Origin of the sequence: Streptomyces sp. NBC_00667, assembly GCF_036226825.1 — a bacterium.
Lineage (GTDB): Bacteria > Actinomycetota > Actinomycetes > Streptomycetales > Streptomycetaceae > Streptomyces.
On record NZ_CP109022.1, the window covers coordinates 3,971,284 to 3,992,521 of the forward strand.

The following is a 21,238-nucleotide window of genomic DNA, read 5'->3' on the forward strand; positions in this document are numbered from 1 at the left end:
GGGCTGAATTTTCCATGGGACTGGAAGAGAAGCTGCCGAGCGGCTTCCTGCTGACCACCGTCGAACAGGCCGCGGGCTGGGTGCGCAAGTCATCCGTCTTCCCGGCCACCTTCGGCCTCGCCTGCTGCGCCATCGAGATGATGACCACCGGAGCGGGCCGCTACGACCTCGCCCGCTTCGGCATGGAGGTCTTCCGCGGCTCCCCGCGCCAGGCCGACCTGATGATCGTGGCCGGCCGGGTCAGCCAGAAGATGGCGCCGGTGCTGCGGCAGGTGTACGACCAGATGCCCGCCCCGAAGTGGGTGATCTCCATGGGCGTCTGCGCCTCCTCGGGCGGCATGTTCAACAACTACGCGATCGTCCAGGGCGTCGACCACATCGTGCCCGTGGACATCTACCTGCCCGGCTGCCCGCCCCGGCCCGAGATGCTGATGGACGCGATCCTCAAGCTCCACCAGAAGATCCAGGGCTCCAAGCTCGGCGTGAACCGGGAAGAGGCGGCGCGCGAGGCGGAGGAGGCGGCCCTCAAGGCCCTCCCCACCATCGAGATGAAGGGGCTCCTGCGGTGAGCGACGACCCCGCCGTGGACAACGGCAACAACGTGCCCGCCCCCCGGGGCTCGGCCGGCCCCGAGGTGATCGGGGTCCGCAAGGGCATGTTCGGCGCGAACAACGGCGGCGACACCACCGGCTACGGCGGTCTGGTGCGCACCGTGGCGCTGCCCGGGGCGACGAGCCGCCCCTACGGTTCGTACTTCGACGAGGTCGCCGACGAACTCGAAGGAGCCCTGGAGGAACAGGACCTGGTTCCCGAGAACGCCATCGAGAAGACGGTGGTCGACCGGGGCGAGCTCACCTTCCACATCGCCCGCGAGCACCTCGTCCGGGTCGCCTCCACCCTGCGCGACGACCCGGCGCTGCGCTTCGAGCTGTGCACCGGCGTATCCGGCGTGCACTTCCCGCAGGACAAGGGACGCGAGCTGCACGCGGTCTACCACCTGCGCTCGATCACCCACGGCCGGGTCCTGCGCCTGGAGGTCTGCGTCCCCGACAGCGACCCGCACGTCCCCTCGCTCGTCTCCGTCTACCCGACCAACGACTGGCACGAGCGCGAGACGTACGACTTCTTCGGCCTGGTCTTCGACGGGCACCCCGCCCTCACGCGGATCATGATGCCGGACGACTGGCAGGGCTTCCCGCAGCGCAAGGACTACCCGCTCGGCGGCATTCCCGTCGAGTACAAGGGCGCCCAGATCCCGGCTCCCGACCAGCGGAGGTCGTACAGCTGATGAACACGCCGAACACATCGCAGCACGCGTCCGCCCGCGAGACGACCGAGGGCACCGTCTACACCGTCACCGGCGGAGACTGGGACGAGGTCGTGCAGTCGGCGGCCCGCGCGGACGACGAGCGGATCGTCGTCAACATGGGTCCGCAGCACCCGTCGACCCACGGCGTGCTCCGCCTGATCCTGGAGATCGACGGCGAGACGGTCACCGAGGCCCGCTGCGGCATCGGGTACCTGCACACCGGCATCGAGAAGAACCTCGAATTCCGGAACTGGACGCAGGGCACCACCTTCGTGACGCGCATGGACTACCTGACGCCGTTCTTCAACGAGACGGCGTACTGCCTGGGCGTCGAGAAGCTGCTCGGCATCACCGAGCAGGTCCCGGACCGCGCCACCGTCATCCGCGTCCTGCTGATGGAGCTCAACCGGCTCTCCTCCCACCTGGTGTGCATCGCCACCGGCGGCATGGAGCTGGGCGCGACGACGATCATGATCTACGGGTTCCGCGACCGCGAGCTGATCCTGGACGTCTTCGAGCTGATCACCGGCCTGCGCATGAACCACGCGTTCATCCGCCCCGGCGGCCTGGCCCAGGACCTGCCCCCGGGCGCCGTCGACCAGCTGCGCGACTTCGTGAAGACCATGAAGAAGAACCTGCCGGAGTACGACAAGCTCGCCACCGGCAACCCCATCTTCAAGGCCCGCATGCAGGACGTCGGCTACCTCGACCTGACCGGCTGCATGGCCCTGGGTGCCACCGGCCCCATCCTGCGCTCCGCCGGCCTGCCGCACGACCTGCGCAAGTCGGACCCGTACTGCGGTTACGAGGACTACGAGTTCGACGTGCCGACCGCCGAGAGCTGCGACTCCTACGGGCGGTTCCTGATCCGCCTGGAGGAGATGCGCCAGTCGCTGCGGATCGTCGAACAGTGCCTGGAGCGGCTGGAGCCGGGCCCGGTGATGGTCGCGGACAAGAAGATCGCCTGGCCGGCGCAGCTCGCGATGGGCCCCGACGGACTCGGCAACTCCCTCGACCACATCCGCACCATCATGGGCACCTCGATGGAGGCCCTCATCCACCACTTCAAGCTGGTGACCGAGGGCTTCCGGGTCCCGGCCGGGCAGGCGTACGCGGCCGTCGAGTCCCCCAAGGGCGAGCTCGGCGTCCACGTCGTCTCCGACGGCGGCACCCGCCCCTACAGGGTCCACTTCCGCGACCCGTCCTTCACCAACCTCCAGGCCATGGCGGCGATGTGCGAGGGCGGCCAGGTCGCCGACGTCATCGTCGCCGTCGCCTCCATCGACCCCGTGATGGGAGGCGTCGACCGATGACAGACGTGTCGTTGGGCATGCCCCAGCTCCCGGCCCCCGATTACCCGGCAGAGGTCCGCGAGAGGCTGGCGGCCGACGCCGCCCAGGTCATCGCCCGCTACCCCGACAGCCGCTCCGCGCTGCTGCCGCTGCTGCACCTCGTGCAGGCGGAGGAGGGCCACGTCACGCGCACCGGCATGCGGTTCTGCGCCGAGACGCTGGGCCTGACCACCGCCGAGGTGACGGCCGTCGCCACCTTCTACACGATGTACCGGCGCAAGCCGTCCGGCGAGTACCAGGTGGGCGTCTGCACCAACACCCTGTGCGCGGTGATGGGCGGTGACGCCATCTTCGACGAGCTCAAGGAGCACCTGGGCGTCGGGAACAACGAGACCACCCCCGACGGCAAGATCACCCTCGAACACATCGAGTGCAACGCGGCCTGCGACTACGCGCCCGTGGTGATGGTCAACTGGGAGTTCTTCGACAACCAGACCCCCGAGTCCGCGAAGGCGATGGTGGACGACCTGCTGGCCGGCCGGCAGGTCGTGCCCACGCGGGGCGCGCCGCTGTGCACGTACAAGGAGACGGCCCGGATCCTCGCCGGGTTCCCGGACGAGCGCGAGGGCGCGGTGGAGGCGGGCGGCGGCGCGGGTCCCGCCTCGCTGATCGGCCTGCGCATCGCCCGCGGCGAGTCCCCGCACACCCCGATCGTGCACCCGCGCGGTGAGGCGCGTGGCGGGGCCGGCACCGAGGGAGGGGAGTGATGTCGGTGTCTTCCGAACTGAGCAACGAGGGCGCCCCCCGACCGCAGGCCGGGGGAGGGAGCCCGGAGAAGCTCCTGGCGCCCGTCCTGTCGGCGTTCTGGGACGAGCCCGAGTCGTGGACGCTGGAGACCTACCAGCGCCACGAGGGCTACGAGGGCCTGCGCAAGGCCCTCGCGATGACCCCGGACGACCTCATCGCGTACGTCAAGGACTCGGGTCTGCGCGGGCGCGGCGGCGCGGGCTTCCCCACCGGAATGAAGTGGCAGTTCATCCCGCAGGGCGACGGGAAGCCGCACTACCTCGTGGTGAACGCGGACGAGTCGGAACCGGGAACCTGCAAGGACATCCCCCTCCTGTTCGCCAATCCGCACTCCCTCATCGAGGGAATGGTCATCGCCTGCTACGCGATCCGCTCGGAGCACGCCTTCATCTACCTGCGCGGCGAGGTCGTGCCGGTCCTGCGGCGCCTGCACGAGGCGGTGCGCGAGGCGTACGAGGCGGGCTACCTCGGGGAGAACATCCTCGGGAGCGGACTCAAGCTGGACATCACCGTCCACGCGGGGGCGGGCGCGTACATCTGCGGTGAGGAGACGGCGCTCCTCGACTCCCTCGAAGGCCGGCGCGGTCAGCCCCGGCTGCGCCCCCCCTTCCCCGCCGTGGAGGGCCTCTACGCGTGCCCCACTGTCGTCAACAACGTCGAGTCCATCGCCTCGGTTCCCGCGATCCTGAACAAGGGCAAGGACTGGTTCAAGGCGATGGGGACCGAGAAGTCCCCCGGCTTCACGCTGTACTCGCTCTCCGGGCACGTCGCCGGTCCCGGCCAGTACGAGGCCCCGCTCGGCATCACCCTGCGCCAGCTGCTCGACATGAGCGGCGGGATGCGCCCCGGGCACCGGCTCAAGTTCTGGACCCCCGGCGGCTCCTCGACCCCCATGTTCACCGACGAGCACCTCGACGTCCCGCTCGACTACGAGGGCGTCGGCGCGGCCGGTTCCATGCTCGGCACCAAGGCGCTCCAGTGCTTCGACGAGACCACCTGCGTGGTCCGTGCGGTGACCCGGTGGACCGAGTTCTACGCCCACGAGTCCTGCGGCAAGTGCACGCCGTGCCGGGAAGGCACGTACTGGCTCGTGCAGCTGCTGCGGGACATCGAGGCCGGCAAGGGCGTGATGAGCGACCTCGACAAGCTGAACGACATCGCCGACAACATCAACGGCAAGTCGTTCTGCGCCCTCGGCGACGGCGCCGCCAGCCCGATCTTCTCCTCGCTCAAGTACTTCCGCGAGGAGTACGAGCAGCACATCACGGGCAAGGGCTGCCCCTTCGACCCCAAGAAGTCGACCCTCTGGGCTGACACGGAGGTGAACGCATGACCGTCACCACTAACGCCCCGGCGGGCGGCGGCGGGGCGGCGGTTCCGCCCGAGGACCTGGTCTCGCTGACCATCGACGGCATCGAACTGTCCGTCCCCAAGGGGACGCTGGTCATCCGGGCCGCCGAACAGCTCGGCATCGAGATCCCCCGGTTCTGCGACCACCCGCTCCTCGACCCGGTCGGCGCCTGCCGCCAGTGCATCGTCGAGGTGGAGGGCCAGCGCAAGCCGATGGCCTCCTGCACGATCACCTGCACCGACGGCATGGTCGTCAAGACGCAGCTGACGTCGCAGGCCGCCGACAAGGCGCAGCGCGGGGTGATGGAGCTGCTGCTCATCAACCACCCGCTGGACTGCCCGGTCTGCGACAAGGGCGGCGAGTGCCCGCTGCAGAACCAGGCCCTCTCGCACGGCAACGCCGAATCGCGTTTCGAGGGCAAGAAGCGGACGTACGAGAAGCCGGTCGCGATCTCCACGCAGGTACTGCTGGACCGCGAGCGGTGCGTGCTGTGCGCGCGCTGCACCCGCTTCTCCACGCAGGTGGCGGGCGACCCGATGATCGAGCTGCTGGAGCGCGGCGCCCTCCAGCAGGTCGGCACCGGTGAGGGCGACCCGTTCGAGTCGTACTTCTCCGGCAACACCATCCAGATCTGCCCGGTCGGCGCCCTCACCTCGGCCGAGTACCGCTTCCGCGCCCGCCCCTTCGACCTCGTCTCCTCCCCGAGCGTGTGCGAGCACTGCGCGGGCGGCTGCGCGACGCGCACCGACCACCGGCGCGGGAAGGTGCTGCGCCGGCTGGCCGCCGAGGACCCCGAGGTCAACGAGGAGTGGATCTGCGACAAGGGCCGCTTCGCGTTCCGCTACGCGCAGCGCCCCGACCGCCTCACCACCCCGCTGGTGCGCGGCTCCGACGGGGTGCTCGCCCCGGCGAGCTGGCCCGAGGCGCTGGAGGCCGCCGCGAAGGGGCTGGCCTCCGCGCGCGGCCGGGCGGGGGTGCTGACGGGCGGCCGGCTCACCGCCGAGGACGCCTACGCGTACGCCAAGTTCGCCCGCGTGGTGCTGGACACCAACGACATCGACTTCCGGGCGCGGGTGCACAGCGCGGAGGAGGCGGAGTTCCTGGCCGCCACCGTGGCCGGCACCGGCAAGGACCTGGCGGGCGGCGGGGTGACGTATTCCTCCCTGGAGGCCGCGCCCGCCGTGCTGCTGGCCGGCATCGAGTCCGAGGAGGAGGCTCCCGGGGTCTTCCTGCGGCTGCGCAAGGCCCACCGCAAGCACAAGCAGCGGACCTTCGGCCTCGCCCCGTTCGCCACCAGGGGCCTGGAGAAGACGGGCGGCACCCTGCTGGCCGCCGCCCCCGGCACCGAACCCGACTGGCTGGACGCGCTCGCCTCGCGGACCGGCCTGGAGCAGGGCGGCCACGCCGCCGCGGAAGCGCTGCGCGAGCCCGGCGCCGTCATCGTCGTCGGGGAGCGCCTGGCCGGGGTGCCGGGCGCGCTGACCGCCGCGGTACGGGCGGCGGCCGCGACCGGCGCGCAGCTGGTGTGGATCCCGCGCCGGGCCGGGGAGCGGGCCGCCGTGGAGGCGGGCGCGCTGCCGTCGCTGCTGCCCGGTGCCCGCCCGGCCACCGACCCGCGGGCCCGGGAGGAGGTCGCGGCCGCCTGGGGGCTGGACGAACTCCCGCACCGCTACGGCCGTGACACGGGCCAGATCGTCGAGGCGGCCGCCGGGCGGGAGCTGTCCGCGCTGCTCGTCGCGGGTGTCGAGGTGGCCGACCTGCCCGACCCGGTGCGTGCCCGTCTCGCGCTCCAGGAGGCGTTCGTGGTCTCGCTGGAGCTGCGGCCCAGCGAGGTCACCGACCACGCCGACGTGGTGTTCCCGGTCGCCGCGGTGGCCGAGAAGGCGGGAGCCTTCATCAACTGGGAGGGCCGGGTGCGGCCGTTCGAGGCGGCGCTCAAGCCGGACCAGATGACCCGCCGGCTCGCCCCCGCCGACCACCGCGTGCTGCACATGCTGGCCGACGCGGCCGACCGGTCGATCGGGCTGCCCGACGTACAGGCCGTCCGGCGGGAACTGGGCCGGCTCGGCCCGTGGGCCGGGGAGCGCGCCGCCGAGCAGGGTGCGGACACCGCGCCGCTGCCCCGGCCCGGCGCGGGCGAGGCGGTCCTCGCGGGCCACCGGCTGCTGCTGGACCAGGGCCGGCTCCAGGACGGCGACGCCGCCCTGGCCGGTACCCGGCACGAGGCGAGCGCCCGGTTGTCGGCGGCCACGGCCGCCGAGACGGGCGTGAAGGACGGGGACGTCCTCGCGGTCACCGGCCCGGCCGGGTCCGTGGAACTGCCGCTGCGGATCACGCGGATGCCCGACCGGGTGGTCTGGCTGCCGCTGAACTCCACCGGCTCCGGCGTCCTCGCCGACACCGGCGCCCGCCCGGGCGCCCTCGTACGCATCGGCCCGGCGGTCCCGTCCGGCGCGGGCGACAGCACTGCGGAGGTGGACGCGTGAATCCGGTACAGCTCGCCGCGGAGGACCTGTCCCTCTTCGGCAAGGACGTCTGGTGGCTCGTCGTCGTCAAGGCGGTGTTCTGCTTCGCCTTCCTGATGGTGACCGTGCTCTTCTCCATCGTCTGGGAGCGCAAGGTCGTCGCCTGGATGCAGCTGCGCATCGGCCCCAACCGGCACGGCCCCTGGGGCATGCTCCAGTCGCTCGCCGACGGCGTGAAGCTGATGCTCAAGGAAGACGTCATCGTCAAGCGGGCCGACAAGGTCGTGTACGTCCTGGCCCCCATCATCGCGGCGATCCCGGCGTTCATGGCCATCGCGGTGATCCCCTTCGGGCCCTCCGGCAACGAGGTCTCGATCTTCGGCCAGCGCACCACGATGCAGCTGACGGACCTGCCCATCGCGATGCTGTACGTCCTCGCGGTGGCGTCGGTCGGCATCTACGGCATCGTCCTCGCCGGCTGGTCCTCGGGCTCCACGTACCCGCTGCTCGGGGGCTTGCGCTCCTGCGCGCAGATGATCTCGTACGAGATCGCGATGGGCGCGGCGTTCGCGTCGGTGTTCCTCTACTCCGGGTCGATGTCGACCTCGAAGATCGTGGAGGCGCAGGCGGACCGCTGGTACATCGTCCTGCTGCCGGTCTCCTTCATCATCTACGTCATCACCATGGTCGGGGAGACGAACCGCGCCCCCTTCGACATGCCGGAGTCCGAGGGCGACCTGGTCGGCGGCTTCAACACCGAGTACTCCTCCATCAAGTTCGCACTGTTCATGCTGGCCGAGTACGTCAACATGGTCACCGTCTCGGCGGTCTCGGTCACCCTCTTCCTCGGCGGCTGGCGGGCCCCCGCGCCGATCTCGACGTACTGGGAGGGCGCGAACCACGGCTGGTGGCCGATGCTCTGGTTCGTCATCAAGGTGCAGCTGCTGCTGTTCTTCTTCATCTGGCTGCGCGGCACGCTGCCCCGGGTGCGCTACGACCAGCTGATGAAGCTCGGCTGGAAGGTCCTCATCCCCGTCTCCGTGGTCTGGCTGATGCTGGTGGCGACCGTGCGGGCGCTGCGGAACGAGAACTACGACTTCCAGCAGATCGTGCTGTACGTCGGCGGCGCGGTGATCGCCGTACTGCTCCTGTCCTTCGTCGCCGACCTGTTCCGCCACAAGCGGGACGACCGGGCGAAGGGCGCCGCCGGCGCGGCGGACGAGCCCTTCGACCCGATGGCGGGCGGATTCCCCGTACCCCCCAAGCCCGGTCAGCAGCCGGCGCCCGTGCCGCGCAGGCGGCCTCGCGGGCAGCGGGAGCTGATTGTCAGTGGCGGGGCGAATACTGACAGTGACCGAGAGGAGGGTGGTGAGAATGTCTGACGCCGAGAACGAGAAGTGGCAGAACCCGGTGGCCGGCTTCGGCGTGACCTTCAAGGCCATGTTCAAGAAGCGCCTCACCGAGCAGTACCCGGAGCAGCGCAAGACCACCGCACCCCGCTTCCACGGGCGGCACCAGCTCAACCGCCATCCCGACGGTCTGGAGAAGTGCATCGGGTGCGAGCTGTGTGCCTGGGCCTGTCCGGCCGACGCGATCTACGTGGAGGGCGCGGACAACGCCGAGGAGGAGCGCTACTCCCCGGGTGAGCGGTACGGCGCGGTCTACCAGATCAACTACGCCCGCTGCATCCTGTGCGGGCTGTGCGTCGAGGCGTGCCCCACCCGGGCGCTGACGATGACGAACGAGTTCGAGCTGGCCGACTCCAGCCGCGAATCGCTGATCTACACCAAGGAACAGCTGCTGGTCGGCCTGACTGAGGGCATGGTCGAGGCACCGCACGAGATGTACCCGGGCACCGACGACCAGGACTACTACCGCGGTCTGGTGACGGGCGCGGCTCCGGGGACCGCCCGGCAGGTCGCGCGGTCCAAGGGCGAGGTCGCCGAAGGCGCCGGGCAGGACGCGGCCGAACCCGAGGGGGTGGACGCATGAGCGCCCTCGCCGCCGCGGCTTCGGCCACCTCCACGGGTGAGGCCGTGCAGTTCTGGGTCCTCGGCACGGTCGCCGTGATCGGCGCGCTGTGCACGATCCTGATGAAGAAGGCCGTGCACAGCGCGCTGTGCCTGGCCGGGACGATGATCATCCTGGCGGTCTTCTACCTCGCCAACGGGGCGTACTTCCTGGGCGTCGTCCAGGTCGTCGTCTACACCGGCGCCATCATGATGCTGTTCCTCTTCGTGGTGATGCTCGTCGGCGTCACCGCCGCGGACTCGCTCACCGAAACCATCAAGGGGCAGCGCTGGCTGGCCGCCCTGTGCGGGCTCGGCTTCGGCATCCTGCTGATCGCCGGCATCGCCAACGCCAAGCTCACCCACTTCAACGGCCTGGGCCGGGTCAACTCCGCCGGGCACGTCGAAGGCCTCGCCGAGCTGATCTTCACCCGGTACATCTTCGCCTTCGAGATCACCGGCGCCCTGCTGATCACGGCGGCCGTCGGCGCGATGGTGCTCACCCACCGCGAGCGCACCGAGCGGGCCGCCACCCAGCGCGAACTCGCCGAGCGGCGCGTGCGCGAGGGCGTCCAGCTCCCGCCGCTGCCCGCACCCGGCGTCTACGCCCGGCACAACGCGGTGGACATCGCCGGTCTGCTGCCGGACGGCACCCCGTCCGAGCTCACCGTCAACAAGACGCTGCGGGCCCGCGGTCAGATCCGTGACGTGTCGAGCGAGGCACTGGAGGACCTCAAGGCGCTGGAGCAGAAGTCGGCGGAGCGCCTCGGCCGAGAGGAGGCCTCGAAGTGAACCCGGTCAACTACCTGTACCTGGCCGCCCTGCTGTTCACCATCGGTGCGGCCGGCGTACTCATCCGCAAGAACGCGATCGTGCTGTTCATGTGCGTGGAGCTGATGCTCAACGCCTGCAACCTCGCCTTCGTCACCTTCTCCCGGATGCACGGCAACCTCGACGGTCAGATCATCGCGTTCTTCACGATGGTCGTCGCCGCCGCGGAGGTCGTGGTGGGCCTCGCGATCATCGTGTCGCTGTTCCGTACCCGCCACTCGGCCTCGGTCGACGACGCCAGCCTGATGAAGCTGTAAGGGGCCTTCACAGTGGAGAATCTGATTGCGCTGCTGGTGGCGGCGCCCCTGCTCGGAGCGGCGGTGCTGCTGTGCGGCGGCCGCCGCCTCGACAAGGCCGGCCACTGGCTCGGCACCCTCTTCGCCGCCGCCTCCTTCGGCATCGGCGTGGCCCTGTTCACCGACATGCTGGGGCGCGGCGCCGATGACCGCACCGTCCACCAGCAGCTGTTCAGCTGGATCCCGGTGGGGGGCTTCCAGGCGGACGTCGCCTTCCAGCTCGACCAGCTGTCGATGACCTTCGTCCTGCTGATCACCGGTGTCGGCACCCTCATCCACATCTACTCCATCGGGTACATGGAGCACGACGAGCGGCGCCGCCGCTTCTTCGGCTACCTGAACCTGTTCCTCGCGGCGATGCTGCTCCTCGTCCTCGCCGACAACTACCTGCTGCTGTACGTCGGCTGGGAGGGCGTGGGCCTGGCCTCGTACCTGCTCATCGGCTTCTGGCAGCACAAGCCCAGCGCGGCCACGGCCGCGAAGAAGGCCTTCCTGGTCAACCGGGTCGGCGACATGGGCCTTTCGATCGCGATCATGATCATGTTCGCCACCTTCGGGACGTTCGCCTTCGGGCCGGTGTTCGGGGCGGTGGACGGCACGTCCGAGGGCAAGCTGACGGCGATCGCCCTGATGCTGCTGCTGGCCGCGTGCGGCAAGTCCGCGCAGGTGCCGCTCCAGTCCTGGCTCGGTGACGCGATGGAGGGCCCGACCCCGGTCTCGGCCCTGATCCACGCGGCGACCATGGTCACCGCCGGCGTGTACCTGATCACCCGCTCCGGTGCGGTCTTCAACGCCGCGCCGGACGCGCAGACCGCGGTCGTCGTGGTCGGCGCGGTGACGCTGCTCTTCGGTGCGATCGTCGGTTGCGCGAAGGACGACATCAAGAAGGCCCTGGCCGGCTCCACGATGTCGCAGATCGGCTACATGGTCCTCGCGGCCGGCCTCGGGCCCATCGGCTACGCCTTCGCGATCATGCACCTGGTGACGCACGGCTTCTTCAAGGCCGGACTCTTCCTCGGCGCCGGTTCCGTGATGCACGGGATGAACGACGAGGTGGACATGCGCAAGTACGGCGGCCTGCGGAAGTACATGCCGGTCACCTTCGTCACCTTCGGCCTCGGCTACCTCGCCATCATCGGCTTCCCGGGCCTCTCGGGCTTCTGGTCCAAGGACAAGATCATCGAAGCGGCCTTCGCCAAGGGCGGCACCGAGGGCTGGATCCTCGGCGGAGTGGCCCTGCTGGGCGCCGCCATCACCGCCTTCTACATGACCCGCGTGATGCTGCTGACCTTCTTCGGCGAGAAGCGCTGGCAGCCGGCGCCCGACGCCGACGCCGTGCCCAGCGCCGAACCCGCCGCCGAACACCAGGCCGGGAAGCTGCCGCACCCCCACGAGTCCCCGAAGACCATGACCCTGCCGATGATCGTGCTCGCCATCGGCTCGGTCTTCGCCGGCGGCCTGTTCAGCATCAACGAGGCGTTCGTGAAGTGGCTGGAGCCCGTGACCTCCTTCGAGCACGGGAACCCGCCGCTGGGCGCCGGCGCCATCACCGCCGCCACGATCGTGGTCCTGCTGATCGGCGTGGGCCTCGCGTACGTGCAGTACGGGCGGGGGCCCGTCCCCGTGGTCGCCCCCCGGGGGAGCTGGCTCACCAGGGCCGCCCGGCGCGACCTGCTCCAGGACGACTTCAACCACGTCGTGCTGGTGCGCGGCGGGGAGCACCTGACCCGCTCCCTGGTGTACGTCGACCACAGCCTGGTCGACGGGGTGGTCAACGGGACGGCGGCCTCGGTCGGCGGACTGTCGGGCCGGCTGCGCAAGCTGCAGAACGGCTACGCCCGCAGTTACGCGGTCTCGATGTTCGGGGGCACGGCGATCCTCATCGCCGCGACCCTGCTGATGAGGGCGGTGTGAGATGAGTTTCCCGCTTCTGACGGTGACGGCGGCCGTACCCGCGGCCGGCGCGATCCTGACGGCGGCCGTCCCGGCCGCACGCAGGGGCGCCGCCAAGTGGCTCGCGCTGCTCGTCTCCCTGGCGACACTGGCGCTGGCCGTGCTGATCGCGGTCCGCTTCGAGCCCGGTGGCGCCCGTTACCAGCTCACCGAATCGCACGCCTGGATCTCCGACTTCGGGGTCCGCTACGAGCTGGGCGTCGACGGCATCGGGGTGGCGCTGATCGCGCTCACCGCCCTGCTGATGCCGTTCATCATCCTGGCCGGCTGGCACGACGCCGACCCGCTGGAGACCCACTCGTCCCGCTGGCGCCCGACGCAGGGGTTCTTCGCCCTGATCCTGCTGGTCGAGGCGATGGTGGTGATCTCCTTCGAGGCCACCGACGTCTTCGTCTTCTACATCTTCTTCGAAGCCATGCTCATCCCGATGTACTTCCTCATCGGCGGCTTCGGGGACCGGGCGCACGCCGGGACCGATGAGAACGCGGCCGCGCAGCGCTCGTACGCGGCGGTCAAGTTCCTCCTCTACAACCTCGCCGGCGGACTGATCATGCTGGCCGCCGTCATCGGGCTGTACGTGGTCGCCGGCAACTTCTCCCTCCAGGAGATCACCGCCGCCCGCGCCGCGGGCACGCTCGAGTTGGCGACCAGCACCGAACGGCTCCTGTTCCTCGGGTTCTTCTTCGCCTTCGCGGTGAAGGCCCCGCTGTGGCCGCTGCACACCTGGCTGCCCAACGCGATGGGTGAGGCCACCGCCCCGGTCGCCGTACTGATCACCGCGGTCGTGGACAAGGTCGGCACCTTCGCGATGCTCCGCTTCTGCCTCGGGCTCTTCCCCGAGGCCAGCAAGTGGGCGACGCCCGTGATCCTCGTCCTGGCCCTGGTCAGCATCGTCTACGGAGCGCTGCTCGCGGTCGGCCAGCGGGACATCAAGCGGCTGGTGGCCTACGCCTCCATCTCGCACTTCGGCTTCATCATCATGGGCATCTTCGCGATGACCTCCCAGGGCCAGTCGGGCGCGACGCTGTACATGGTCAACCACGGGATCTCCACGGCGGCGCTGATGCTGGTCGCCGGCTTCCTGATCTCGCGGCGCGGCTCCCGGCTCATCGCCGACTACGGCGGCGTGCAGAAGGTGGCCCCGGTCCTCGCCGGGACCTTCCTCATCGGCGGTCTCGCGACGCTGTCCCTGCCCGGCCTCGCCCCGTTCGTCAGCGAGTTCCTGGTGCTGGTCGGCACGTTCACCCGCTACCCGGTCGTCGGCGTCATCGCGACCATCGGCATCGTGCTGGCCGCGCTGTACACGCTGGTGCTCTACCAGCGCACGATGACCGGCCCGGTGAAGGAGGAGGTCCGCACGATGCCGGACCTGCGCCTGCGGGAGGTGCTGGTGGTGGCCCCGCTGATCGCGCTGCTGATCGGGCTGGGCGTGTACCCGAAGCCGCTGACCGAGATCGTCAACCCGGCGGTGAAGCACACCATGTCGGACGTGAAGCGGACGGACCCCAAGCCCGAGGTCGCCGTCGAAGCCAAGAACGGGGAGGCGGCGAAGTGAGCACGCTGACTGCTGCCCAGGGCCTGCTGACAGTGGCGGCCGCGGACCCGGCCACCAAGATCCCGGCCCCGCACATCGAATACGCGCAGCTCGCGCCCACGCTCATCGTGGTGGGCGCGGCGGTCCTCGGCGTCCTCGTCGAGGCCTTCGTACCGCGCAAGTACCGCTACCACGTCCAGGTGTTCCTCGCCGTCGCCGCGCTGGCCGCGGCCTTCGCGGCGGTCGTCGGCCTTGCAGCCGGCGGGTACGGGAACGCCAAGGCGCGCATCGCCGCCATGGGCGCGATCGCCGTGGACGGACCGGCGCTGTTCCTGCAGGGCACCATCCTGCTGGCCTCGATCGTGGCCGTGTTCACCTTCGCGGAGCGGCGCCTGGACCCGGCGGCCCACGGCAACCGGGTCGACTCCTTCGCCGCGCAGGCCGCGTCGGTCCCCGGCAGCGACAGCGAGAAGGCGGCCGTCAAGGCCGGTTTCACGACCACCGAGGTCTTCCCGCTGGCCCTGTTCGCGATCTCCGGGATGCTGATCTTCCCGGCGGCCGACGACCTGCTGACGCTGTTCATCGCGCTGGAGGTCTTCTCCCTCCCGCTGTACCTGCTCTGCGCCCTCGCCCGCCGCCAGCGGCTGATGTCGCAGGAGGCGGCGGTCAAGTACTTCCTGCTGGGTGCGTTCTCCTCGGCGTTCCTGCTGTTCGGCATCGCGCTGCTCTACGGCTACGCCGGCTCCGTCTCCTACGCGGTGATCGCCGACGTCGTGGACGGCACGGTCTCGAAGATCGACCCGGCGCTGGCCTCCACCATGGGCAACGACGCGCTGCTGCTCATCGGCGGCGCGCTGATCCTGATGGGCCTGCTGTTCAAGGTCGGCGCCGTCCCCTTCCACATGTGGACGCCGGACGTCTACCAGGGCGCCCCGACCCCGGTCACCGGGTTCATGGCGGCGGCGACGAAGGTCGCGGCATTCGGCGCGCTCCTGCGTCTGCTGTACGTGGTGCTCCCGGGCCTGCGCTGGGACTGGCGGCCGGTGATGTGGGGCGTCGCGATCGTCACGATGCTGGCGGGCGCGGTGATCGCCGTGACCCAGACGGACGTCAAGCGGCTGCTGGCGTACTCCTCGATCGCGCACGCCGGTTTCATCCTGGCCGGTGTGATCGCCACCTCCGCCGAGGGCGTCAAGTCCGTCCTGTTCTACCTGGGCGCCTACTCCTTCGTGACGATCGGCGCGTTCGCCGTGGTCACGCTGGTGCGGGACGCGGGCGGCGAGGCCACCCACCTGTCGAAGTGGGCCGGGCTCGGCCGTCGTTCGCCGCTGACGGCGGCGGTCTTCGCGGTGTTCCTGCTGGCCTTCGCGGGCATCCCGCTGACGTCCGGCTTCGCCGGGAAGTTCGCCGTGTTCAAGGCGGCGGCGGAGGGCGGCGCCGGGGTGCTGGTCGTGGTCGGTGTGCTCTCGTCCGCCGTCGCCGCGTTCTTCTACATCCGGGTGATCGTGCTGATGTTCTTCAGCGAGCCGAAGGCCGACGGCCCGACGGTCGCGGTGCCCTCGCCGCTGACGATGACCACGATCGCGGTGGGCGTGGCGGTGACGCTGGTCCTGGGTGTGGCGCCGCAGTACTTCCTCGACCTGGCCGGGCACGCGAGCACGTTCGTGCGGTAGCACCTACGGGTGTACCGAGGGCCCGGCTCCCCGCAGGAAGGGGGGCCGGGCCCTCGGGCTGACCGGGACGTCCGTCGCCCCGGCCGGGCTCAGCGGGAGGCGGTGATGCGGCCGGTGACCTCGCCGAGGCCCACCCGGCTGCCGTCGGGGCCGGGCGCCCAGGCGGTGAGCGTGACGGTGTCGCCGTCCTCCAGGAAGGTGCGCTTGCCGTCGGCGAGCTCGATGGCGTCGCGGCCGTTCCAGGTCAGCTCCAGCAGGGAGCCGCGCTGGTCGGTCTCGGGGCCGCTGACGGTGCCGGAGCCGTAGACGTCACCGGTGCGCAGGGAGGCCCCGTTGACCGTCATGTGGGCCAGCTGCTGGGCAGCGGTCCAGTACATGGAGGCGAACGGCGGCCGGGCCACCTCCTGCCCGTTGATGGAGACGGCGATGTGCAGGTCGAAGCCGCCGGGGCGGTCGGCGTCCGAGTCGTCCAGGTACGGCAGCAGCGGGAAGTCCCGGGCGGGCGGCGCGACGCGGGCGGCGTCCAGGGCCTCCAGCGGGGTGACCCAGGCGGAGACGGAGGTGGCGAAGGACTTGCCGAGGAACGGGCCCAGCGGCACGTACTCCCAGGCCTGGATGTCCCGTGCGGACCAGTCGTTGAGGAGGAACAGGCCGAAGACGTGGTCCTCGAACTCGCCGAGCGCGACCGGGCGGCCGAGTTCCGAGGGGGTGCCGACGACGAAGCCGACCTCGGCCTCGATGTCGAGCTTGACGCTCGGGCCGAAGACGGGGGCCGGGTCGGTGGGCGCCTTGCGCTGCCCGCTGGGGCGTACGACGTCGGTGCCGGAGACCACGATGGTGCCGGAGCGGCCGTGGTAACCGATCGGCAGGTGCTTCCAGTTGGGGGTGAGGGCGTCACCGTCCGGGCGGAAGATCTTCCCGACGTTCGTGGCGTGGTGCTCGCTCGCGTAGAAGTCGACGTAGTCGGCGACCTCGTACGGCAGGTGCAGGGTGACGGCGTCGAGCGGCATCAGGTGCGGCTCGACCGTGTCGCGGTGGCCGGGGTCGGTCACCCAGGCGGTCAGCGCGCGCCGTACGTCGCGCCAGGCGGTCCGGCCGGCGGCGAGCAGCGGGTTGAGCGAGGGCCGGCCGAGCAGGCCCGCGTAGGGGGAACCGAGCGCGAGCGCGGCCGCTCCGGCGTCCAGGACGTACCCGCCGATCCGCACACCGACCCGGCGCCGGGGGTCCTCGGCGGTGGAGAACACGCCGTAGGGCAGGTTGTGCGGTCCGAACGGGTCGCCCTCGGGGACATCGAGGGGGCTCTGCTGGGGCATGGGTTGCTGCCTCGCTTTCGACGCGGTCCGGGGGTGTCCCGGGGGCTTGTTGACACGTTACGTTGCTGGTGGGGCGGGCGGGAGGCCGGATTAGGGCGCTATTTGTAGGACTTGTCCAAAGGGGTCCGTATCCTTGCGCCGTGACTTCCGCCCCGCCTCCGGCCCCTCCCTTCGCCTTGATCGCAACCGACCTGGACGGGACTCTGCTGCGCGCCGGGGACACCGTCTCGGCCCGTTCCCACACCGCCCTCGCGCGTGCCCGCGCCGCAGGCGCCGAACACATCATCGTGACCGGCCGCCCGGTCCCGCAGGTGCGCCACGTACTGGACGGCCTCGGCTACACGGGGCTCGCGGTGTGCGGGCAGGGCGCGCAGGTGTACGACGCGGCGCGCGGGCGCCTGTTGCACTCCGTGTGCATGGACCGGGGTCTGGCGGAGGTCGCCCTCGGCAAGATCGAGGCCGAGATCGGCGAGGTGTACGTGGCGGTCGACCAGGAGGGGGTGGACGCGGAGATGCTGATAGGGCCGGGCTACCGGATGCCGCATCCGCACCTGCCGACGGTCCGGGTAGGGCGCCGCGCGGACCTGTGGTCGGCGCCGATCAACAAGGTGCTGCTCCAGCACCCTGAGCTGGACGACGACGAACTGACGCGCCTCGCGCGCGGGGTGGTCGGGGACCTCGTCAACGTGACGATGGCGGGGGAGCACACGGTGGAGCTCCAGCCGCCGGGAATCGACAAGGCGAGCGGCCTCTCGCGCGCCGCGGACGTCCTGGGCCTGGCCGCCTCGGCCACGATCGCCTTCGGCGACATGCCCAACGACGTCCCGATGTTCGGGTGGGCGGCGTACGGGGTGGCGATGGCCAACGCCCACCGGGAACTGGTGGCGGTGGCCGACGAGGTGACGCTGTCGAACGAGGACGACGGCATCGCGGTGGTCCTGGAGCGGCTGTTCCGCTGACGCACCCCCCCGGCGGGCGGTCAGCCCGCCGTGCGCGGGAGGCGGCGTTCCCAGGTGCGGTGGAAGACCGCCTCGCCGCCCTCCCGGCACACCACCTCGTTCGACGTGAGGAACCCGCCCGCGTCGCAGGAGACCTCCGAGCGGGTCTCCACGGTGACCTCCCAGCCCAGCTCCGGCCGGTGCAGCCGGATCCGCCAGCGCGAGCGGGCCCGCGCCGACAGGGCGTCCGCCGACCGGATCTCGTACTCCTCCACCGCGTCCTCACCGCACTCCAGCCCGTCCGGGTACACCCGCGTCCCCCCGTACCGGGGGTCCACCTCCAGCCGCCAGGACCCGCGGGCCACGTCCCGCACGACGACCCGCTCCGGGCGCGGCTCGTCCAGCGTCGCCGGCTGCACCACCCCCAGCGGCTCCGCCTGCTCCGGCGCCTCGAAGACGATGCCGTCGTCCAGCGGGCCCGCCGTGCGCAGCGGCAGCTCCAGCGTGCTGCCCGCCGGGTCGAGGGTCCAGCCCGCCTCCGAGCCGGCCCGGGGCCAGATCCACGGCCAGTACGCCGACGACAGCGCCAGCCGGATCCGGTGGCCCGGCGGGAACGCGTGCCCGATGCCGTTCAGCTCGAAGGTGACCTCCTCGTACGAGCCCACCGGCCAGGGCGCGGCCCGCTCCCGCCCGCCCCGCGCCGACAGGTTCAGCGCGCCGCGCGTGACCAGCGTCGAGGCTCCGTCGGGGGCGACGTCGCAGAGCCGGGCGACCACCTGCCCGTACGGGACGTCCATCCGCAGCCGCAGCGTCACCCGGGCCCGGCCCAGGACCTCCACCGGCTCGCCCGGCGCGACCGGGAACTCGAAGCACGCCGACTTGGCGTCCTCCTCCCGCTGGTCGGGCGGGAGGTCCGCGTCGTTGCCGCGGGGGAGGAACCGGCCCGCGTCCAGCCCGGTGTGCTGCGGGGAGGCGACCGTCACCGGCGCGCCCTGGAGCCCGTAGGACACCGGCACGACCGAGGGCGAGGGCCAGGCGGCGTCGCCCACCCAGCGGCCCTCCATACGTGGGTAGACGGTGGCCGGCGGGTGCGACTCGCTGATCCAGGAGCGCAGCAGCGGTTCGTCCATGACCCCGTTGTCCTCGCCCTTGAGCCAGTGGTCCCACCAGCGCAGGGTTTCCTGGAGGAAGCCGATCGCCGGGCCCGGCGGCAGCCCCCGGTCGGGGTACTGGTGGGACCAGGGGCCGATCAGCCCGCGGACACGGCCCCGGGGCAGGTGCTCGACCAGGCGCAGCACGGTGTCCCGGTACGGGTCGTGCCAGCCGCCGACCGCGAGGACGGCCGCGCGGATGTTCCCGTGGTCCTCGCGGACGCTGCCGTGCTTCCAGTAGGCGTCGCGGGTCTGGTGGGCGAGCCAGGTGTGGATCAGCGGTTCCAGGGCCTCCAGACGGGTGAGCCACTGCTCCCGCCAGCCGTCGCCGGCGTACCGGGGGTCCGGGGGCCGCGCGGCGAAGGCCAGCATCGTCGCCGCCCGCGCGGGCATGTCGGCGGCGAGGACGGAGCCGCCCAGGTAGTGCCCCCCGTTGTCGTAGCGGTCGTCGGTGGAGCAGACCGTGACGACCGCCTTGAGCGCCCGGGGGGCGAGGGCTGCGATCCGGAGGCTGTTGGAGCCGCCCCAGGAGATCCCGGACATGCCCACCGCGCCCGTGCACCACGGCTGCGCCGCGAGCCACTCCACCACCGCGACCCCGTCGGCGAGCTCCCGCGCGTCGTGCTCGTCGCCGGGGACGCCGCCGCTGCAGCCGTGGCCGCGCACGTCCACCCGCACGGAGGCGTAGCCGTGGCCCGCGTACCAGGGGTGGCGCTGCCCGTCGCGCGGCGCGGTCCAGTCGGTGAGGCGGTACGGCAGGTACTCCAGCAGCGCCGGGACCGGCCCGTCGGTGACCGGGCGCCAGATCCGGGCGTACAGCTCGACCCCGTCGGGCATCGGGATCCGGACATCCTCGCGGGTGGTCTCGTAGGGGAAGTCGGTACGGATGATCATGCGGACCGCCTCGGGGAACGTATGCGTCGTGCGCCTCGGCCGGGGCGCGAGCACGGTGACGGCGAAGCGGCCCGCCCTCAGCCGTCCGGGGGAGGCCGGAAGGGCTGCGACGACGGCCGCGCCGACGGGGGTCCGGGCGGCGGCCGGCCCGCCCCCGGATCCCCCGGCTCGTCCGTGCCGGTGACAGTTCTGGACAAAAGGCAATCTCCGGTTGTCTCGGCTCGTGACGAACATACCGGTGTACATCGGGCGGTGCGCGCGTGCCGACCGGGCAGGCGCTCTGGGTGATCGAAAACAGACCGGATACGCTGGCTTGAGTGATGGCAGCGACACATCGACAATCCATGTGATCGTCAAGGTGATCGTCAGCAGACAGGAGTACCCCTCGTGACCGTCGTCGGGCCGTTCGGACTGAGCGTGCGGGACCAGGCTCTTGAGACCGATGTCCAGGCCGGACTGGCCGCCGTCGAGGCGGGTCTGCTGGAGGCCACCAAGAGCGAAGTCCCCTTCATCACCGAGGCCGCGCAGCACCTGGTGCGGGCCGGAGGCAAGCGGTTCCGCCCGTTGCTGGTGCTGCTCGCCTCCCGTTTCGGAGATCCGTACGCCCCCGGGATCGTGCCGTCCGCGGTGGTCGTGGAGCTCACCCACCTGGCCACGCTGTACCACGACGACGTCATGGACGAGGCGGAGGTGCGCCGTGGGGTGGAGAGCGCCAACACCCGCTGGGGCAACTCGGTCGCCGTCCTGACGGGTGACTTCCTCTTCGCCCGCGCCTCGCACATCCTGGCCGACCTCGGCCCCGAGGCCGTACGCATCCAGGCGGAGGCCTTCGAGCGGCTGGTGACCGGCCAGATCCTCGAGACGGCCGGCCCGCGCGACGGCCGCGACCCCGTCGCCCACTACCTCGACGTCATGGCCGGCAAGACCGGCTCGCTGATCGCCGTCTCCGGCCGGTTCGGCGCGCTGATGGCGGGCGCCGACGAGTCCGTGGTCGACATCCTGACCCAGTACGGCGAACGGCTCGGCATCGCCTTCCAGCTGGCCGACGACGTCCTCGACATCGCCTCCGACTCCCACGAGTCCGGCAAGACCCCCGGCACCGACCTGCGCGAGGGCATCCCCACCCTGCCCGTCCTGCGCCTGCGCGAGATGGCGGAGCGGGACCGCGACCCCGACGACCTGGACCTCGTACGGCTCCTGGACGGCGACCTGAGCGACGACGCCCGGCACGCCGAGGCCCTGGCCCGGCTGCGCGTGCACCCCGCCCTGGAGCAGGCCCGGCGCGACACCATCCGCTACGCGCAGGACGCGCGGGCCACGCTGGCCCCCCTCCCCGAGTGCTTCGCGAAGTCGGCGCTCGAAGAGCTGTGCGACGCGGTGGTCCACCGCGCCGGTTAGTCCGTACGGCTTCCCCGACGGGCC

At 71.2% G+C, this 21,238-nt stretch carries 17 protein-coding genes; 15 read left to right on the top strand and 2 right to left on the bottom strand.

Features of this window, described 5'->3' with window-relative positions:
• Nucleotides 1-14 precede the first annotated feature (14 nt).
• Genes OHA81_RS18520 through nuoN form a run of 13 tightly spaced genes read left to right on the top strand, consistent with a single transcriptional unit; the run spans nucleotide 15 to nucleotide 15,520 of the window.
• Nucleotides 15-569, top strand: a complete 555-nt coding sequence (locus OHA81_RS18520; RefSeq protein WP_007265818.1) for a NuoB/complex I 20 kDa subunit family protein — start codon at nucleotides 15-17, stop codon at nucleotides 567-569.
• Entirely contained in the window at nucleotides 566-1,288 is a 723-nt protein-coding gene (locus OHA81_RS18525; protein ID WP_329197379.1) for an NADH-quinone oxidoreductase subunit C, read from the top strand. The genes OHA81_RS18520 and OHA81_RS18525 overlap by 4 nt, the downstream gene beginning before the upstream one ends.
• Nucleotides 1,288-2,622, top strand: a complete 1,335-nt coding sequence (locus OHA81_RS18530; protein ID WP_329197380.1) for an NADH-quinone oxidoreductase subunit D — start codon at nucleotides 1,288-1,290, stop codon at nucleotides 2,620-2,622. The genes OHA81_RS18525 and OHA81_RS18530 overlap by 1 nt, the downstream gene beginning before the upstream one ends.
• Nucleotides 2,619-3,368, top strand: coding sequence for an NADH-quinone oxidoreductase subunit NuoE (gene nuoE, locus OHA81_RS18535; protein WP_329197383.1), 750 nt, complete (start codon nucleotides 2,619-2,621; stop codon nucleotides 3,366-3,368). The genes OHA81_RS18530 and nuoE overlap by 4 nt, the downstream gene beginning before the upstream one ends.
• Nucleotides 3,368-4,741, top strand: coding sequence for an NADH-quinone oxidoreductase subunit NuoF (gene nuoF, locus OHA81_RS18540; protein ID WP_329197385.1), 1,374 nt, complete (start codon nucleotides 3,368-3,370; stop codon nucleotides 4,739-4,741). Before nuoE ends, nuoF begins: the two co-directional genes overlap by 1 nt.
• Nucleotides 4,738-7,245, top strand: coding sequence for an NADH-quinone oxidoreductase subunit G (locus tag OHA81_RS18545; RefSeq protein ID WP_329197386.1), 2,508 nt, complete (start codon nucleotides 4,738-4,740; stop codon nucleotides 7,243-7,245). Before nuoF ends, OHA81_RS18545 begins: the two co-directional genes overlap by 4 nt.
• Nucleotides 7,242-8,606: an NADH-quinone oxidoreductase subunit NuoH gene (gene nuoH, locus OHA81_RS18550; protein WP_329197388.1), complete on the top strand. Its 1,365-nt coding sequence runs from the start codon at nucleotides 7,242-7,244 to the stop codon at nucleotides 8,604-8,606. Before OHA81_RS18545 ends, nuoH begins: the two co-directional genes overlap by 4 nt.
• Nucleotides 8,599-9,216, top strand: a complete 618-nt coding sequence (nuoI, locus tag OHA81_RS18555; protein WP_329197390.1) for an NADH-quinone oxidoreductase subunit NuoI — start codon at nucleotides 8,599-8,601, stop codon at nucleotides 9,214-9,216. Before nuoH ends, nuoI begins: the two co-directional genes overlap by 8 nt.
• Nucleotides 9,213-10,025: an NADH-quinone oxidoreductase subunit J gene (locus OHA81_RS18560; protein ID WP_329197392.1), complete on the top strand. Its 813-nt coding sequence runs from the start codon at nucleotides 9,213-9,215 to the stop codon at nucleotides 10,023-10,025. The genes nuoI and OHA81_RS18560 overlap by 4 nt, the downstream gene beginning before the upstream one ends.
• Nucleotides 10,022-10,321: an NADH-quinone oxidoreductase subunit NuoK gene (nuoK, locus tag OHA81_RS18565; protein WP_007265827.1), complete on the top strand. Its 300-nt coding sequence runs from the start codon at nucleotides 10,022-10,024 to the stop codon at nucleotides 10,319-10,321. Before OHA81_RS18560 ends, nuoK begins: the two co-directional genes overlap by 4 nt.
• Before the next feature lie 12 nt (nucleotides 10,322-10,333).
• Complete coding sequence (nuoL, locus tag OHA81_RS18570; RefSeq protein WP_329197394.1) at nucleotides 10,334-12,274, top strand: NADH-quinone oxidoreductase subunit L; 1,941 nt, start codon at nucleotides 10,334-10,336, stop codon at nucleotides 12,272-12,274.
• 1 nt (nucleotide 12,275) lies between these two features.
• On the top strand, nucleotides 12,276-13,868 hold the full coding sequence (locus OHA81_RS18575) for an NADH-quinone oxidoreductase subunit M (RefSeq protein WP_329197396.1): 1,593 nt from the start codon (nucleotides 12,276-12,278) through the stop codon (nucleotides 13,866-13,868).
• Nucleotides 13,869-13,873: 5 nt separating this feature from the next.
• Nucleotides 13,874-15,520: an NADH-quinone oxidoreductase subunit NuoN gene (gene nuoN / locus OHA81_RS18580; protein ID WP_329202372.1), complete on the top strand. Its 1,647-nt coding sequence runs from the start codon at nucleotides 13,874-13,876 to the stop codon at nucleotides 15,518-15,520.
• An 89-nt stretch (nucleotides 15,521-15,609) separates the two neighbouring features.
• Here the strand turns inward: nuoN and fahA are convergent, their stop codons facing one another.
• Nucleotides 15,610-16,833, bottom strand: a complete 1,224-nt coding sequence (gene fahA, locus OHA81_RS18585) for a fumarylacetoacetase (protein ID WP_329197398.1) — start codon at nucleotides 16,831-16,833, stop codon at nucleotides 15,610-15,612.
• 140 nt (nucleotides 16,834-16,973) lie between these two features.
• On the opposite strand from fahA, the gene OHA81_RS18590 reads away from it, so the two are divergent.
• Nucleotides 16,974-17,792: an HAD family hydrolase gene (locus OHA81_RS18590; RefSeq protein WP_329197400.1), complete on the top strand. Its 819-nt coding sequence runs from the start codon at nucleotides 16,974-16,976 to the stop codon at nucleotides 17,790-17,792.
• A 20-nt stretch (nucleotides 17,793-17,812) separates the two neighbouring features.
• Here OHA81_RS18590 and OHA81_RS18595 read toward each other — a convergent pair whose 3' ends face one another.
• Nucleotides 17,813-19,816, bottom strand: a complete 2,004-nt coding sequence (locus OHA81_RS18595; RefSeq protein ID WP_329197402.1) for a CocE/NonD family hydrolase — start codon at nucleotides 19,814-19,816, stop codon at nucleotides 17,813-17,815.
• 387 nt (nucleotides 19,817-20,203) lie between these two features.
• Here OHA81_RS18595 and OHA81_RS18600 point away from each other — a divergent pair, with 387 nt between their 5' ends.
• Nucleotides 20,204-21,214, top strand: coding sequence for a polyprenyl synthetase family protein (locus OHA81_RS18600; protein WP_329197404.1), 1,011 nt, complete (start codon nucleotides 20,204-20,206; stop codon nucleotides 21,212-21,214).
• The last annotated feature ends 24 nt before the right edge of the window (nucleotides 21,215-21,238 follow it).